At 72.1% G+C, this 15,900-nt stretch carries 13 protein-coding genes; 3 read left to right on the top strand and 10 right to left on the bottom strand.

What is annotated here, in order from left to right:
* Nucleotides 1-9: 9 nt before the first annotated feature.
* The 3 genes from KBX06_RS07860 to KBX06_RS07850 are packed head-to-tail and all read right to left on the bottom strand — an operon-like array spanning nt 10 to nt 6,367.
* The gene (locus tag KBX06_RS07860; RefSeq protein WP_307854492.1) at nt 10-1,503 is read right to left on the bottom strand and encodes a class I SAM-dependent DNA methyltransferase; all 1,494 of its coding nucleotides are present in this window, start codon (nt 1,501-1,503) and stop codon (nt 10-12) included.
* The gene (locus tag KBX06_RS07855) at nt 1,500-2,897 is read right to left on the bottom strand and encodes a restriction endonuclease subunit S (protein WP_210833551.1); all 1,398 of its coding nucleotides are present in this window, start codon (nt 2,895-2,897) and stop codon (nt 1,500-1,502) included. The genes KBX06_RS07860 and KBX06_RS07855 overlap by 4 nt, the downstream gene beginning before the upstream one ends.
* Complete coding sequence (locus KBX06_RS07850) at nt 2,894-6,367, bottom strand: DEAD/DEAH box helicase family protein (protein ID WP_210833550.1); 3,474 nt, start codon at nt 6,365-6,367, stop codon at nt 2,894-2,896. Before KBX06_RS07850 ends, KBX06_RS07855 begins: the two co-directional genes overlap by 4 nt.
* A gap of 389 nt (nt 6,368-6,756) precedes the next feature.
* Here KBX06_RS07850 and KBX06_RS07845 point away from each other — a divergent pair, with 389 nt between their 5' ends.
* Complete coding sequence (locus tag KBX06_RS07845) at nt 6,757-7,302, top strand: hypothetical protein (protein WP_247685385.1); 546 nt, start codon at nt 6,757-6,759, stop codon at nt 7,300-7,302.
* 41 nt (nt 7,303-7,343) lie between these two features.
* Here the strand turns inward: KBX06_RS07845 and KBX06_RS07840 are convergent, their stop codons facing one another.
* From KBX06_RS07840 to KBX06_RS07825, 4 genes are all read right to left on the bottom strand, one after another.
* The gene (locus KBX06_RS07840; protein ID WP_210833548.1) at nt 7,344-7,907 is read right to left on the bottom strand and encodes a dihydrofolate reductase family protein; all 564 of its coding nucleotides are present in this window, start codon (nt 7,905-7,907) and stop codon (nt 7,344-7,346) included.
* A 258-nt stretch (nt 7,908-8,165) separates the two neighbouring features.
* Entirely contained in the window at nt 8,166-8,633 is a 468-nt protein-coding gene (locus KBX06_RS07835) for a hypothetical protein (RefSeq protein WP_210833547.1), read from the bottom strand.
* A gap of 187 nt (nt 8,634-8,820) precedes the next feature.
* The gene (locus KBX06_RS07830) at nt 8,821-9,084 is read right to left on the bottom strand and encodes a DUF6244 family protein (protein WP_091076450.1); all 264 of its coding nucleotides are present in this window, start codon (nt 9,082-9,084) and stop codon (nt 8,821-8,823) included.
* Nucleotides 9,085-9,293: 209 nt separating this feature from the next.
* Nucleotides 9,294-9,521 carry a winged helix-turn-helix domain-containing protein gene (locus KBX06_RS07825; RefSeq protein WP_210833546.1) on the bottom strand — a complete coding sequence of 76 codons (228 nt, stop codon included), beginning with the start codon at nt 9,519-9,521 and terminating at the stop codon, nt 9,294-9,296.
* Between the two features lie 259 nt (nt 9,522-9,780).
* Between KBX06_RS07825 and KBX06_RS07820 the strand changes: the two genes are divergently transcribed.
* Together KBX06_RS07820 and KBX06_RS07815 are read left to right on the top strand one after the other, a co-directional pair.
* Entirely contained in the window at nt 9,781-10,032 is a 252-nt protein-coding gene (locus KBX06_RS07820) for a hypothetical protein (RefSeq protein ID WP_210833545.1), read from the top strand.
* A complete protein-coding gene (locus KBX06_RS07815; protein WP_210833544.1) occupies nt 10,029-11,030 on the top strand; it encodes a hypothetical protein in 1,002 nt (333 codons plus the stop codon). The genes KBX06_RS07820 and KBX06_RS07815 overlap by 4 nt, the downstream gene beginning before the upstream one ends.
* 422 nt (nt 11,031-11,452) lie before the next feature.
* Here KBX06_RS07815 and KBX06_RS07810 read toward each other — a convergent pair whose 3' ends face one another.
* The 3 genes from KBX06_RS07810 to KBX06_RS07800 form a co-directional block, all read right to left on the bottom strand.
* A complete protein-coding gene (locus KBX06_RS07810; protein ID WP_210833543.1) occupies nt 11,453-12,406 on the bottom strand; it encodes a hypothetical protein in 954 nt (317 codons plus the stop codon).
* Complete coding sequence (locus KBX06_RS07805) at nt 12,407-14,953, bottom strand: FtsK/SpoIIIE domain-containing protein (RefSeq protein ID WP_210833542.1); 2,547 nt, start codon at nt 14,951-14,953, stop codon at nt 12,407-12,409.
* A gap of 141 nt (nt 14,954-15,094) precedes the next feature.
* Nucleotides 15,095-15,895, bottom strand: coding sequence for an SGNH/GDSL hydrolase family protein (locus KBX06_RS07800; protein WP_210833541.1), 801 nt, complete (start codon nt 15,893-15,895; stop codon nt 15,095-15,097).
* Between the last annotated feature and the right edge of the window lie 5 nt (nt 15,896-15,900).

Genomic DNA, 15,900 nt, shown 5'->3' with positions numbered 1-15,900 from the left:
GTGGGTGTGTCAGGCCGGCTTCGACCCGGAACCGCCCAGGGCCTCGGCGATGGCGGCGAACTCGCGCAACGCCGCCTGGAGGTCCTCGACGATCTCCTGAGCGATCACCTCGGGCGGCAGCAGCGCGTCGGCGTCGGCCAGGGAGGCGTCCCGCAGCCAGGTGATGTCCAGGTTGACCTTGTCGCGGGCCACCAGTTCGTCGTAGGTGAAGGCCCGGAACCGCTCGGTCTCGACCCGCTCGGCGCGGTCCTTGCCCGGCAGGTAGCAGTCCACGAAATCCTGGAGGTGTTCGCGGCGCAGCGGGTTCTGCTTCAAGGTGAAGTGCTGGTTGGTGCGGAAGTCGTACACCCAGAGCTTCTGGGTCCACGGCGTCTCCCGGGCGCGCTTGCGCTCGAAGAACAGCACGTTGGCCTTCACCCCACCGGCGTAGAAGATGCCGGTGGGCAGGCGCAGCAGGGTGTGCAGGTCGTACTGCTTGAGCAGCCGGCGACGGATGGTCTCCCCCGCGCCGCCCTCGAACAGCACGTTGTCGGGCAGGACGACGGCGGCCCGGCCGTCGATCTCCAGCAGCGAGGCGATGTGCTGCACGAAGTTGAGCTGCTTGTTGGCGGTGGCGGCCCAGAAGTCGGGCCGTTCGATCTCCCGTTCCTCGCGCGACGCCCGGCCCGCCTCGGTAACCGAGCGGATCGTGGAGCTGCGGCCGAACGGCGGGTTGGCCAGCACCAGGCTGTAGCGGCGGCTGGGCGGCTTGCCCAGGGCGTCCTCGACGGCGATCAGCGATTCACCGCCGGGGGTGCCGATGCCGTGCAGCAGCATGTTCATGGCGGCCAGCCGGGCGGTGCCCTCGACCAGTTCCGTGCCGGTGACGGCTCCGGCGGCGAGGCGGCGACGCTGGTCGGGGGTGAGGCTGTCGCCGTGGTGCCGCTGGACGTGGTCGAACGCGGCGAGCAGGAAGCCGCCGGTGCCGCACGCCGGGTCGGTGATCGTGTCGTCGGGCGTGGGCAGCATGCAGTCGACCATCGCGACGGTCAGCGCGCGGGGCGTGAAGTACTGCCCGGCACCCGACTTGGCGTCCTCCGCACCCCGGGCCAGCAACTCCTCGTAGGCGTCGCCCTTGACGTCGACGCCGGTGCCCGACCACCGCTCCTTGTCGATCAGGTCGACGATGAGCCGCTTCAGCTTCGCCGGATCCTGGATCTTGTTCTGCGCCTTGCGGAAGATCGTGCCGAGCGTGCCGCCCTCCTTGGCCAGCCCGGTCAGGATGTGCCGGTACTGCACTTCGAGCGCGTCGCCCTCGGCGTCGAGCAGCGTCTGCCAGCTCAACTCGTCGGGCACGATCTGCTCGGGCCGCATGGACCGCTTCGCCCGCTCGTCGGCCATCTTGAGAAACAGCAGGAACGTCAACTGCTCCACGTAGTCGATGGTCGACACGCCATCGTCGCGCAGCACGTCGCAGTAGTTCCACAGCTTCTGCACCAGCCGGCGCGAATCCACAGTGCTCACAGCGGCAAAGTCTCCTGCCGGTAGTCGTCGCCGGTCACCCTGGTCGGCGGTGCCGCCAGCTCTTTTCTGGTACGCGAGGATCGCGCCTTCTGCTTCGGCAGGGCGGCCTGACGCTCGGCCCGAATCCGGGCCAGCAGCTCCGAGGCGGGCTCGTCGTTCGGATCCTGCGGCACCAACCGCCCCGCAAACGCCTCCCTAAGTAGCGCCGTTCGCAGTCGGTCTGCCTGGGCCCTCTCGATGCCGGCCGCAAGCCGGGCTACACCGTCGAAGGCCTTCATGATGGCTTCGGACACCTCTCGCTGCACCGCCACTGAGGGAACAGGAAGCACTAATGAAGCAAGGTCGCCATAGTTGATCTGCGGGACGTTTGAGCCATCGGCCAGCCCTCTTAGATCTAGGTGCTCAAACCAGCACCACAGATACGAGGAGAAGAGGACTTCCGTGGGGGATACGCCCATGAGGTTCAGGTCAATGGCGGCATCTCGACTAAGTATCCGTTTCTTATTCGTCGCAATTGCACCGCCTCGTTTCGGAAGTATGATCGTTCCGGCAGGCCATACGCGAAGCTTGAGTCTTCTAGCATCCGAAGGCTCTATGTAGGTTCGCGATTCTCCAATTGTCAAACCGTCGCCAGCGTTCATGTCGCCAACCTTGACGAAGGGCAGGCTGTCCGGGGCCGCGCAACCGTGAAGTAGTTCGGCGATCCCGCGCGGCGTCTGACCCCCAGCAATGCGGGCAACTTGGGCAAGCGAACCTTGGGCACACCCACTCAGGATCGCGTCTTCGCCGACAAACCATCTTCGCAGCAGGGAGGTTCTGATCCGCCTAGTACGCGCCCGCGCCGCAGTGACTAGATTATCCGCTGCTTCAAGGCGCGAGAGGTGTTTTTCAACAGATTCAACTATGCGGCACTGCTCACTGAACGGTGGAAGAGAAATGGGCCACGAAGCGAGCCTAGCCACGCCTAGGTGGTGAATACCTACGCCGCGAGACTGGTCTACGAATGCACCTCGACGCGCTTCGTGCCGGAGAAGATGTAAGAGGAACTTGGGTTCGACGCCAAAGCTGCGAACACGGATGAGCGTATTCTGAAGACAGCAATCTTCAATCTCATCGGCCCAAATCGCAGGTTTGCCGACTTCGCCCGGACTCCCTGACGCCTCACCCACGACAATGTCGCCAGGCCGAAGCCGATAGTTCTCCAATTCCTCATCCGTAAAGTTCATGAACTTAACGTCGTCGAGCTTCAAGCCGCTCCAGTCGACATTTGCTGCTCGAAGATAGGGTCGCATTTGTAAGCCACTGTGATTCTTGGGTGACCGCTGACGTCCCAGCCGTACCTCGGCTATCTCATCGAGCCGTACGTGGACCCAGCCGGCCGGTAGATCGGTCACGCGGACAGCTCCTGGTTGAGTTCGGTGAGGAGGGGTTCGGCGCGGTGGCCGAAGGTGCCCGCGTACCCGTCGATGCCGCCGCGTTCGGTGAACGGTGCGCCGTCCAGGTCGTCCGGCGTGATCTCCACGCTGACCGATATCACGTCTCTGATCCTTTCCAGCCACCACACCTGATCGGCTGTGAAGGTAGCTCCCGCCTGTTCCTGCCGCAGCAGCCACCCACGGAAGCGTTCCTCCACGAGGCTGCGGTAGGGGCGCAGCTCGGTGTCGAGTCCCAACTCGTAGCGGATGAGACTGACCAGGTCGGTGACGCCCCGGGTGCCGGGCGCGTCGGCGGTGCGCCCGAGCAGCACGTACGCCTTCCACAGCGTCTCCGGCGTCCATGCCTGCGGCGGGCGGGCGATGCGTCGGGCCAGGTCCTTCAGGTCGTCGTAGCCGATCCGGCCGTGCCCCTCGTAGAACACCTGGAGGGCGGTGATCTCGGCGCGGTGTTCCTCCAGGTAGGCGTGCCAGTCCTTGACGGTGACCTGCGCCCGCTCCTCGGCCGGCACGCCCCGCGCCGACAGCAGGGTGTCGGTGTTGACCTCGTCGATGGTGATGTCGTGGGCCCGCCGGATCTCCAGGATGCGTTCGCGCAGCTCCGGGTTCGCGGCGAGCGGGCGCAGGGCGTCGGCCAGCAGGTCGCGTACGGCGGTGGGGCCGGCGGCCTTGGCCGGGTTGAGCTGTTCGGGCGCGACGGCGTCGACCAGGCCCCGCACGATCCCGGTGAGCGGCTGCCCACCCAGGTCGGCGAGTTCCTCGCGTTCGGCGTCGGTGAGCTGCCGGTCGAGGCGGGCCAGCCGGGCGGCGAGGGTCGACACCTCGTCGGGGTCGGCGGTCAGGGTGCCGGCCTTCTTCAGCAGGTCCCGCAGGGAGATCTGCTTCTCGGAGTGCCGGTTCAGCGGCACCGCCTCGTCCAGGTCGGCTTCGGTGACGCCGACCGCGTCGACGATGACGAACCGGTCCTTGACCTGGGCGTCGGGCGTGACGGCCTGGAACTCGGCGGCGTCGATGGTGCGGGCCCCACGGCCCTTCATCTGCTCGAAGTAGGTGGCGCTGCGCACCGGCCGAAGGAAGAACACGCACTCCAGCGGGCGTACGTCGGTGCCGGTGGCGATCATGTCGACGGTGACGGCGATGCGCAGCTCCGGGCTGTTGCGGAACGCCTGGAGCAGCGTGTCGGGGTTGTCGCCGTCGCGGCGCGACGCGTAGGTGATCTTCGCGGCGAAGTCGTTGCCCCGCCCGAAGACCTGCCGCACCATCGTGACGATCTCCTCGGCGTGGTTGTCGTCGCGGGCGAAGATCAGCGTCTTGGGCACGGTGTCGCGGCCGGGGAAGATCTCGGTGAACAGGCGGTCGCGGAACGTCTCCAGCACCAGCCGGAGCTGGCCCTTCGAGATCACCGAGCGGCCCACCTGCCCGGCGTCGTAGGTGAAGTCGTCCTCCAGCTCCTGGTAGCGCTCGGCGCGGGTGCGCCGGTCCCGCAGCGGCACCACCGTGCGGGCGTCGATGGTCGCGCCCGCGTCGGTGATCTGCGTCCTGATCCGGTAGACGTCGAAGCCGACGTTGACGCCGTCGGCGACCGCCTGCTCGTAGGTGTACTGCGAGACGAGGTGCTGCTGGAAGAAGCCGAGGGTCTGCTTGACGGGGGTGGCGGTCAGGCCCACCACGAACGCGTCGAAGTATTCGATCACGGCACGCCACCGGCCGTAGATCGAGCGGTGGCACTCGTCCACCACGATCAGGTCGAACGTCTCCGGCGGGATGCGCGGCTGGTAGCCGACCTCCGCCGGGGCGTCCAGCTCGTAGTCATCGTAGGCGCGGTCGTCGGCGTCCGGGTCGGGCAGGTCGTCGCCGCGCAGCGCCGCGTACAGGCGCTGGATCGTGGAGATCACCACGGTCGAGGAGTCGAGCAGACCCGCGCCGGAGAGCCGGTCCACGGGATAAAGTTCGGTGAACTTCCGCCCGTCGCCCGGGGTCTGGAAGCCCGCGTACTCCTGGAGGGTCTGCTTGCCCAGGTTGTTGCGGTCGACCAGGAACAGGATCCGGCCGGCGCGGGCGTGCCTCAGCAGCCGGTAGCTGGCGGTGACCGCGGTGAAGGTCTTCCCCGCACCCGTGGCCATCTGGATCAGCGACCGGGGATGGTCGTCGGCCAGCGACCGTTCCAGGCCCACGATCGCGTCGACCTGCGCGGGCCGCAGGCCGGTCGCGTCCAGCTCCGGCATCCGGCGCAGCCGGGCCCGCAGCGTCGGCGCCGCCGGGTCGTCGTCGGCCTCCCGCATCCACCGCGCCAGGGTCTCGGGCCGGTGGAAGGCGAAGATCTCCCGGGTACGCGGGTGCGGGTCGAGCCGGTTCACGAACGCGGTCTGGGTGCCGGTGGCGACGTAGCCGAACGGCAGCGGGGCGTCCCGCCGCCAGGCGCGCAGGGTCTGCTCGGGGGTCAGCCCCCGCAGGTAGCGGTCGAGCTGCGCCTCCACGCCGCGCGGGGCGGTGCCCTCCCGCTTGGCCTCGATGACGCCGACCAGCTTCTGCTCGACGTACAGCAGGTAGTCGGCCCGGCCACCGGCGAGGGTGACCTCGCGGACGGCGACACCCGTGCCCGCGTACAGGTTGATGTGCTCCTCGTTCTGGACCTGCCAGCCGGCCTCGCCGAGCTGCCGGTCGATCTCGACGCGGGTCTGCGCCTCGTTCAGCGGCCCCCGGGAGGCGCGGCGGGCCCGGGCGATGAACTCCTCCCGGCGGGCGGCCGACACGCGGCCGGGTCGGGCGGCGTCGCGGCGCTCCTGCTCCGCGCGGACCGCCGGTTCGAGGCTGTCGACCAGGGCGGCGGCCGTGTCGCGGCCGGCGGCGGCGGCGCGGACCGCCTGGTCGGCGGCCTGCGCGGCCGCCGCCCGCGCCTGCGCGACGGACTGCGCGCCGGTGAGCAGCAGCTTCGCCTCGGCCAGCTCCGCGCGGTATCGGTCCAGCTCCGCCCGGAGGGCCTCGGCGACGCTGCGCGGGACCTGCTGCGCGGGCGGCGTCGGTGGGACGAAACCGATCGGCGTACGGTCACCGGTCAGCGCCCGGTGGAACCAGACCCCCAACTCGAAGCAGGTACGCAGCATCTCCAGCGCGGCCCGCGCCTCGGCCAGATGGTCGTGCACCGCCCTGTTGCCCTGGTCGCGCAGGCTGTGGAAGGCGCGATAGACCTCGCTGGTCAGGGTGCCGTCGGCGTGCAGCGCCTCCACCCGGCGGAAGAAGTCGCCGCGGGGTCGCTGGCCCGTGCGGCGCAGCAGATCCTTCGCCAGCTCGTCGCCGAACGCCCGGATCTTGAACATCGCCGACTGCGCGTCGACGTAGACGAGCAGCTCGGCACCCGCCCCGTACCAGACGAGCAGCGGATGGTCTTTCAGAAAGCCGAAGTTGGCGGAGTGCTCCGCCAGGCGTCGCACCTGTCGAGGATCCACGTTTCCCCACGTCCATAGGCCCCGATGAACACGTCAGGATAGGGGCCCACGATCAACACGGACACCTCTCGACGGGGACCTATCGCCTATCCGACATCCGGGGTGCGACAACCTCCGACGGCCCGAGCGCGGACGGCAGCCTCCAACCGGAGGCCCGTACCGACGAGGACGAGCAGCCCAGCGAGGATGAATGGACGGTCGCTGGCGGTCCCGAGGGTCAGCACGGCGACGAGGAGCCCAACCGTGATGGCAGCCGTGCCGACGTTTCGTAGCGTGATGGTGACAAACACGCCGCCGAGTGTGTCAGACACTTGTTCGTTCGTCGCCCGGCGAGATCATCGGATCTGCCGCCGGGGGGGGTGGGGGTACTGAGCATGGAGCGCCGCCTTGTTCGACCGCTGGTCGCAGGTGCCGCCGCCGTCGCGGTGGCCTCTGGCGGGTGGTTCGCCTACGACTCGCTGCGCGCGGGTGAGATGCACTCGGTGCACTCGTCCTACGCGTTCGACGTGAAGGACGAGACGAAGGTGGCCGGGTTCGCCGACTACGTCGTCGTCGCGACGGTGGACCGCATCGCCGAGGTGCAGGAACGCGACGGCACGCCCTACACGGTCTTCGACGTGACGGTGGACCAGACCCTCAAGGGCGACCCGGGCAAGACGCTGCGGATGGTCCAGTTGGGCGGGACCCTCGGCAAGGACACCTGGCGGGTCGAGGGCGAGCCCCTGCTGCGGCCCGGCACGACCTACGTGCTGGCCGCGAAGACCGAGCAGGGGCGCGGAACGCACCAGCTGGTTGGCGGGGCGGACTTCCCGGTCGTCGACCGGGCCGCGGCCCGCGCTGGAGGGTCAGGCCCGGTGGCCGAGTGGGAGACCAGCGTCGACCGCCAGCGGTGGCCGGAGGAACTCCCCAGGAGTTCCTGACCGCCGCCTTCGGCTCGACGGCACCGGATGAGGGCTGCCGTCTACTGCCCGAGAGGGCGGTAGCGCAGGTGTACGACGCCGTTTCGGAACCGGCGCTCATCGAGGAGCTCAAGGTCGGCGCGCATGCCTGTCGGCAGCCCTGGCTTGCCCCCGCCGACGATGACGGGCAGGACGAACAGCTGGCACTCGTCGACCAGCCCGGCCCTGAAAGCCTGCGTCGCGAGGTTCGCGCCCCCTACGGTGAGGTCACTGCTGGCCGTGGCCTTCAGTTCATGTACTGCGGCGGGGTCGAAACGGCGTTCGAGTCGGGTGTCGGCAGTCGACGCCGCGGCGAGGGTGGTGGAGTACACGACCTTGCTCGCCGCCTGCCAGGCGCTCGCGAAGTCGGCCATCAGGTCGGACTGCGCGGCCAGAGCGGCGTCGGTCTCCCAGACGGCCATCGCCTCGTACAGGCGCCGCCCGTAGAGGAACGTGCCCACAGACCGCAGGAGGTCGGTGGTGAACGCGAACACCTCGTCGTCGGGTGGGAACCAGTCGAACCTGCCGCGTTCGTCCTCGATGTAGCCGTCAAGCGACACGTTCGTCACGTAGATGAGCTTGCCCATGCCGTTGCCTCTCGATGGTCCATCGAACTAGATCAGGTACCGGGCCGTCTCATGGCTCCCTTGTCCCGGGAGGCGAGCTTGTCCCCGGAAGGCCAGCACCGACTGCCTTCACCTGTTCCACGAACGACCCGCGGCGGATCCGACACCGGGCCGGGAACGTTTGCAGACTCCCGCCGCTCGACGCCCATGGTCCTGAAGCGCCCGTGCTCGTCGAGATCGATCGTGCCGGGAGGGCGAACCGCGTGCCGTTCTCAGGGTTCACCGAGGTGACCGCGAGCTTCCATCCCGCTCTCCGACGGCCACCACGGCAAGCGCCGTTGCCAGGAGCTGCCCCCGGTCGACCTGAGCGGGGTCGACCAGCACGTTGACGGCGACGCCGGGCTCGGCCAACCAGAACGCCTGCGAGTCGTCATGAAGCCCCGTGGTGTCACCGTGCGGGAATTCGGTCAACGGCCAGTCGGCGGGGTCGCGCTCGTGGTATTCGGCGAGGAACTCACGCAGCGCCGAAAGGTCGGTCAGACGGTCGCCGCGCAGGACGTGGACGCGCAGGTCGACCCGGTAGCCGTCGTCGGTCTGCCGCTCCCACACCCGAGTGGCGGACCGCACGTCCTCCCATTCGCTGGCGAAGTCGGAGATTTCGGTGCCGATGCCACCCGGCACCTGCCGGAGGTGGAACCCGTCCAGCACCCCACCGTCACGCGTCGCCGGCTCGGACACCCCGGTCATCCCGCCGCCTCGATCGCCGCCTCAACCTTGTCCAGATAGTTGAACCACCACTTTCCCTCGCCTTGGGGGCGTGAGGAAAGCAAGCTGCCGGAGACGACGAACGCAAGCAGCACAGCGGCCTCCGGCTCCAGCACATCGGTCAGGGGTTGCCCGGGTGGTTGGCTGGTTGTGCCGCCACCACCCGTGCTCAGTTTCCCAGCGCGTGCACCTTGGCGATCGTCTCCTGAACCTGCTGCTTCGCCGGTTCGCTGCCCTGCGCGGCCCGCATCAGCGCCTCGCGGTACGAATCGATCATCCCGATCAGCGGCCCGGCCCCGATGCCCTGCAACGCGCCCGCGACAAGTTGCCGCGCCTCGGCCGCGTCCTGGGCAGCCGCCGCCGTCTTGGCCTTGGCCTCGTCCAGCTTCTGCGACGCCGCCGCCAGTCTGGCGATCATCTCCGCTGCGCTCACGTGCCCTCCCCCGATCCACCACGGACAACCGTCGCGCCTCCGCACGAGCCACGACCACAGAGGAGAGTACGAGATCGACGCACCGATCGCGACCGCGCGATCACGTAAAGACATCACCGGCGGCCAGATCTTGGAGATATAGCGCCCCGCTCAGGGCCGAAGGCTGCCAAGATCTACGGGAAGTACGGGGACGTGGCCCTCGGCAGCGGTCAGTCCGTCTGCCGTTCGGCGACGAAGACGCCCAGCCCGTGAACGCCCTGCACCCAGCCCTGCGTCTGCAACACCAGGATCGCCTGGCGGACGACTGTGGTGGAGACGTTGTGTTGGGTCGTGAGCTGGACGGTAGAGGGCAGCCGGTCCCCCGGCTGAAGTTCGCCTGACTCGATCTGACCACGGATGTGGTCCGCGAGCTGTTCCCACTTGGGCTTTACGGGCATATGGACTCCCAGGTCTGCCCGCTCATTTGATCACGCGTGACTACTTGTGACAAGCAATGTGTTCTCGTCCTTGCTATCCGTGACTACATGTGTAAAGTTGGCCCTGACCGGCTCCCAGGTCTGCAACCCGGAGTTGGTTCTTCCCCACCGCACAGAGCGCCCGGCCGGTCGATCCCCCCGGTCGGCCGGGCGTGCCGTGGTCGCCGCACGCGGCCCCGGCTGGATTCCGCACCGCCATCGACGGACGGGAGACCCCCTCGTGCCCCACGAACCAGATCCACCACCCGCCGGCCGCGTACCGGTGAACGACCACGCGCCACCGCAGAACGACACGGCACCCGCCGCCGGGCGGTCATTCGCGTCGGCGCAGGACGTCGAGGACGCCGACGACGTGCTGTTCGCCCACCCGCCCCGGCCCGTGACGCGCTGGATGTGCGGGTGCGGCGAGCCGTACCCGTGCCCGGAGGTGAGCTTCGCCCTGCTGGTGAAGCACGCCCGGGTCGCCCCGTGAACGCCGACGAGCTGCGCCGGCACGTACTGCTCGAACTGGCCGAGGCGCGGCGGACGGTGGTCGAGCACGGCACGGAGGCGTACACCGGGATCTGCCGTGGCTGCGGACGGCCCGGCCCCTGCGACGCGCAGCGCGCCGCGCGGGCCCGACTGCACGACCGGCGCGACGCCCCGCCGCCGATCCGCCCGGCGTCGCCCGGCCTGCCGGCGCCCCGGGGCCGGCCGGTGCCGCCGGAACTGCCGGGGCACGAGCGTGCGGTCGACCGGCTGCGCGACGCCTGGCTGGCGACCATCGCGGCAGCCGACCGGGCCGGCGGGCTGCTGCACGGCGCGGGACCGCCCGGCGGGCTGCTGCACGGCGCGGGACCGCCCGGCCGGCGGCTGCCCTGGCAGGACGCCGTGACCGAATGCTGGCGGGCGCTGAGCCTCGTGCACGCCGGCCTTGGCGTGGCCCGGGCCGGCTCCGGCAGCGCCGGTGACCTGCTCGCCGGGCTGCGGGCGGCCCGCGCCGACGCGGACCGGGCCGCCGCCGAGGCCGCCAGGACCCGATGGTGGCTGGCCGCGGCCGAGGACCGGATCCGCCGCCGCCCCGAGCGTTCCGGCCCCGCCTCCGGGGGCGCTCTGCCGCTGCGGCCCGACGCGGCGGGCGACCCGGGCGACCTGGTCGCGGCGGGCCGCTTCCGGGCGGCCGTAGCCCGGCTCGACCTGGTGGCGGCGCGGCTGGCGCTCGGCGGCCGGGCCATCGACCGGTGGGCCGCCCTGGCCGGCGACCCGGAGCCGGCACCCGCGCTGCCGCCGCAGCGGGCCGACGGGAAGCTGGTCGCGCCGTTGACCGCCGTCCCGGCGCAGGCACAGACATCAGCGACCGCCCAGGCGACCGCCCAGGGGGCACGGGCCGCCGCCGCGCTGGTCGCCGCCAACACCAGGCGGCACGACCGGCGGGCCGGAGTGGGCCTGCCACGCAGCCGACAGAACCGAGGAAGGTGGAACCGCCCATGACCGACGAACCGACGACCGCCCTGCGGAGCCTGCTCGACGGGCGGCTCGGCCGGCACGACCGCCGGTTGCGCCGGTTCACCGAGCCGCAGTGGCTGCGCTACGCCGACCTGCTCGCCGGGGCGCTGCTGGTGGCCGCGCGGCGCCGCTTCGTCGCCGGGCAGGACCGCGCGCCGCTGATCAGGTTCGTCGCGGCGGCCCGGGAACGCTACGACCTGACCGGCGTGGACGTCGACCCGACGCTGGCGGAGGCGCTGCTCGGCGCGGCCCTGGGCGAGCGCCCGCCGCCGCCCGGCACCGCCGGTGCGGTGACCGCCGGCACGGTGCTGCTGTTGGCGCTGCTGGAGGACGAGGGGCTCACCCCCACCGAGCTGGACGCCTTCCTCGCCGCCACCGAGACCGCCGCCCGGCGCGACGGCACGGCGTCAACGCAGGGCGCGGAACATCAGCAGGTAGCCGCAGTAGGCCAGCGGGACGGCCAGGAAACAGACCAGGATGCCCAGCAGGGGGTAGCGCGGTGGCGTGCCGGCGACCACGGCGGGCGTGCCCCAGCGACCGAGGACGAGCCACCCGGCGATCAGCGACACGGCGGGCAGCCCGGCGCACATCCACGTGTAGAGCGTGCCGAGGCCGAGTGCCCCGACGCCGGAGGCGAGCACCATGACCAGCATCAGCAGCACGCCGACGCCGGCACAGGCGAGATAGACGGCGAGCGCCCGGGCCACCGGTGACCAGCCCGGCAGCAGCGCCGGGCGCTGGGCCGTCAGCTCGACCTGCTGGCCCAGCCGGTCGGCCTCGTCGGCCCAGCGCCGCGCCGACTCCAGCTCCGCCGACGGGTCCAGCTCCCCGGCGCGCGGCGCGGGCACCCCGCCCGGCACCGCCAGCGCCGTCTCCCCCGGGCTCCCCTGGGGGTACGCCCCGACCCCCGGCCGCCCCGGCGCGGCGGCTGCGCCGCCGGTCGACCCCGTCCCCGGTCGCGGCAACCCGTGGGACGGCCCGGCCGGCGGCACCCCGACGACCGACGGACCGGCCGAGGTGGACGCAGGCGACACCGGGCCGCCCGACGTCGGCGCGGGCGCAAACGGACCGCCCGACGTCGGCGCGGGCGCAAACGGACCGCCCGACGTCGGCGCGTCAGGCGCCGGGCCGACCGGGGCGGTGCCGGGAGGCGGCTGCCCGGGGAGCGGGGGTGGGCAGCCGATCATGTGGCCGAGCTGGTCGAGGCGCTGCCCCTGCGCGGTGAGCCGGCGGTCGAGGTAGTCGACGGCGGCGTGCAGGTCCCGGCGGCGGGCCGACTCGGCGGCGGCACCCTGCTCGCCGGCCCGCCGCTGCGCGGCGAGGTGGCGGGCCAGCGCCGCATAGTCCTCGAAGGTGGACACTCAGCTCTCCCCGTCCGGCGCGTGCCCGTCGCGGGTGAACGGCACGATGAGGCGTACCCGCTGGTCGTGCCGGTCGACCAGCAGCGCCCGGTCGGCGCGCGGCTCGTAGGCCAGATCGTGCACGCCCAGGTGCAGCCCCAGCTCGGCGCCGGTCACGTTCAGGGCGACCAGGCAGGCCACGTCGTCGCGGTTCTGGGTGCCGCCGAGGTCGTCGGCCAGCCGGCGCAGGCCACGCCACCAGGCCAGCAGGTGCACGCCCCGCCCCGGCCCCTGACGCAGCAGGGCGCGCAGGTCCTCGTGGGCGGAACGGAACGTCACCGGGTCGGCGGCGGCGAGCACGGCGGAGGCGGCATCCATCCCGAACACGACCAGATAGCTGCGGGGCGGCCCCGCCGCGTCGGGAGCCGGCGCGGCCAGCGCCACGATCCGGTCGCGCAGGGCGTGCGCGTCGAGGCGTTCCACGGTGTGGCCGGCGGCCACCAACGTGTCGACGGTGTCGTCGACGACCGCGTCGGCGGCTGCCACGAGGGGGGCGAGCAGGAACCGCACCTCGCCGGGGCCGTGCTGGCGGGCCAGGCTGAGCGTGGCCGCGCGCAGCACCTCGGCGGCGGTGACGGCGGTGCCCACGACGGCCAGGTGCCGGCCGGGGCTGGTGTCCATCATGAACAGCGCGGACGTGCCGTCGATGTCGACGGTGCGGCCGACCAGCGCCAGGGGACGCCGGCCGCCGGGGCGCAGACCGGCGAACGTGGCGTCCTGTTCGACGCGGGCCCCCTCGTAGCCCCGGAACACCGCCGGTGGGCGGGCAGCCGTGGGGCGGGCCTGCCACAGCTCGTGGCGCAGCCGCGCCAGCACGCCGGTCTCTGCGTGGGCGTCCGGGAAGCGGACGACGGTGTCGGCACCGGCGGCCCCCGCGGCGGTGTTGAGCACGGCCGTGCCGACGCTCAGGGTGGCGGCGGCGGGATTGTCGCGGTCGAGCACACCGCCGCCGCCGGGCAGCGCCACCCGCAGGGCGAACTGCCCGAAGACGGCCTCGGCCCGCCCGTAGAGGGCCTCGATGCCGGTCGTGCTCTGGCTGGCCAGCACCAGGTGCACCCCGTAGGAGCGGCCCTTGCGGGCCAGTTCCTCCAGCAGATCCACCGACTCCCGGGCGATGGCGTCCCTGCCGGCCAGCAGCACCTGGAACTCGTCGACCACCGCCACGACCCGGGGGGCCGCGACGTCGGCGGGCAGGTCGGCGAGCTTCGTGACGCCGTGCCGCTTGAGCAGGGTGGCCCGGCGGTGCAGCTCCCGGCGCAGCTCACGCAGCACGGCGACGCCGTACTCGCGGTCGCTCTCGATGCCCACCGTGCGGGCGTGCGGCAGCCAGGCCGGGTCGCGCTCGGTCGGCACGAACTCGGTGAAGCTCACGCCCTCCTTGAAGTCGAGCAGATAGAGCTGAAGCTCGGCCGGGGAGTAGCGGGCGGCCAGCCCGTAGAGGACGTCGAGCAGGAAGACCGTCTTGCCGCCGCCGGTGCGCCCGCCGACCAGCCAGTGCGGGGTGGCGTCGTCGAAGGCGACCGAGACGGAATCCCGGCCGGCGCGTCCGACGACGGTACGCAGGCCGGCCCGGCCGGACTCCGTCCACCGGTGCGGGGGCAGCAGCTCGGCGAAGCCCACGGCGGCGTGCCGGCGGACAGCGGCGTCCAGGTGCCCCGCGAGGGCCGACACGGCCGCCGGCGGCGGATCGCCGTCGAGCAGCACCGGCACGGCCAGCCCGGTGCCGTCGGCGCTGAACGGCGTGCCCGGCGGGTCGCCGACGTGGGCGTACCCGTCGGGGGTCAGGCGCAGCGCGGTGGTGGTGCCCAGCGCCGGTGGTGGGGTGACCGACGGCCCGGACGACCAGCCGCCGACCAGGACGCAGACGGCGGCGGCCGGGCCGGCGTGGGTGAGCGCGGCGAGCCGGGCGGCCTCGCGGGGCGGCGGGGCGGACGCGGCCACCACCAGCAGCAGCTCCTGGTCGTCACGGTCGCCGTTCCGGGCGGCGCGGGCGTGCCGCTCCGCGTCGTCGAGCAGCGCGGCCACCTCCGCCTCGGTGGTGGCGGGCGGGTCCAGCACCCCGGCGTCGACCAGCGGGCGCAGCGGCCCGAAGGTGGCCCCGAGGGCGGCGGCGTCGAGCCCGGCGACCCGCAGCCCGCCGGGCGGCGCGGTGGCCAGCATCCGCAGGACGACGGCCCGCAGCAGCGCGGCGACACGCGGGTCGCGGGCGTCGACGTCGACGGACAGGTGGTGGCCGCCGCCGAGGGGCACCAGCACGGGGAACCCGCCGCCCGCGGTGATCGCCGCACCGAGGCGCACCGGCAGGGGCGTACCGGTCAGCGGGGTGCCCGGGGCAGGGGCGGCGAGCGCGCCGCCGACGCGGGCCAGCCGGGCGACCAGGTCGGGATCGGCCTGCGGTGGGGCCGGCGGGGGCGCGGCACGCCACGCGGCGCGGGCGTTGTCGAGGTGGATGCGGGCCGCCCGGTGGGCCGCGACCGCCTGCCCGTACGCCGACGCGAGCCTGCCCACCCTCTGCCCCTCCGCCGAGCGCCCCTGGTCGTGGCAAACCCTAACGGACGGCGGCGAGGGTACGACAGTGTGGAGCGACGGAACACGCCGCGGGGGCGGCCCGCCGGTCCGGTGTGGACCGCCGGGCCACCCCCGGGTGGGTCAGCCGGTGACGGCGTTCAGCGCCGGCAGGTAGCCGTCGCGGTAGCCGGCGGCGTTCGGGTGGTACGCCTCGATGAGGCCGCTGATGTCACGGATCCACGGGGCGGCGGCGCACACGCCGTGACCGGCGAAGGTGGGCCGGGTGTCGGCGAAGGTGGCCCCGGCCGCGGCGGCCCGCGCGGAGGTGACGGTGGCGAGCGTGTCGGCGGCCTGGTTGAGGATGGTGCGCTTGTAGGAGCTCATCGCCAGCAGACCGCAGTAGTTCGTCTCGAACAGGCGCGGGTAGCCCAGCACGATCAGTCGGGCGTTGGGGGCCCGCTCGCGGATCGCGGCGTAGGTGCGGTCGAGCCGGCCGGGCAGCGTGCCGGTGGCGAAAGCCTTGGCCTCGTTGACCGCGTTGGTGCACTCGGAGGTGCTGCCGAGGCGGCAACTGGTGATCACGTCGGCGAAGCCGGCGTCGTTGCCGCCGATGGTGATGGTGACCAGGGTGGTGCTGCTGCTCAGGGAGCTGACCTGCTTGTTGATGACGTCGGCGGTGACCGCGCCGCCGCAGGCGGGGAAGCGGAAGCTGTCGACGTCGTTGGCGGCGGCCCACAGCGGGGCGTACGACTTCTGGCTGCGCAGGCAGCCGGACCAGTCGTACGGGCCGGCGCCGACGCCGGAGGAGTACGAGTCGCCGAGGGCGACGTAGTGCACGGGCGCGGCGGCCTGGGCGGCGGCGGGGACGGCGACCGCGCCGAGGATGCCGGTGAGAAGGGTGACCAGCGCGGCCAGGGCGCGCGCCAACGGACGGTGGGGCATGGGAC

The sequence above is a fragment of the Micromonospora sp. C31 genome, assembly GCF_018070575.1.
In the GTDB taxonomy this organism is placed as follows: Bacteria; Actinomycetota; Actinomycetes; order Mycobacteriales; family Micromonosporaceae; genus Micromonospora.
The sequence above is the reverse complement of the archived record's forward strand: the minus strand, read 5'-3'. Positions and strand labels throughout refer to the sequence as shown.

Bases quoted from the DNA above. Each gene is read 5' to 3' on its own strand.
- KBX06_RS07845 (WP_247685385.1), top strand. From the start codon at position 6,757: ATGGAGCGCCGCCTTGTTCGACCGCTGGTCGCAGGTGCCGCCGCCGTC.
- KBX06_RS07835 (WP_210833547.1), bottom strand. From the start codon at position 8,633: ATGACCGGGGTGTCCGAGCCGGCGACGCGTGACGGTGGGGTGCTGGAC.
- KBX06_RS07825 (WP_210833546.1), bottom strand. From the start codon at position 9,521: ATGCCCGTAAAGCCCAAGTGGGAACAGCTCGCGGACCACATCCGTGGT.
- KBX06_RS07840 (WP_210833548.1), bottom strand. From the start codon at position 7,907: ATGGGCAAGCTCATCTACGTGACGAACGTGTCGCTTGACGGCTACATC.
- KBX06_RS07800 (WP_210833541.1), bottom strand. From the start codon at position 15,895: ATGCCCCACCGTCCGTTGGCGCGCGCCCTGGCCGCGCTGGTCACCCTT.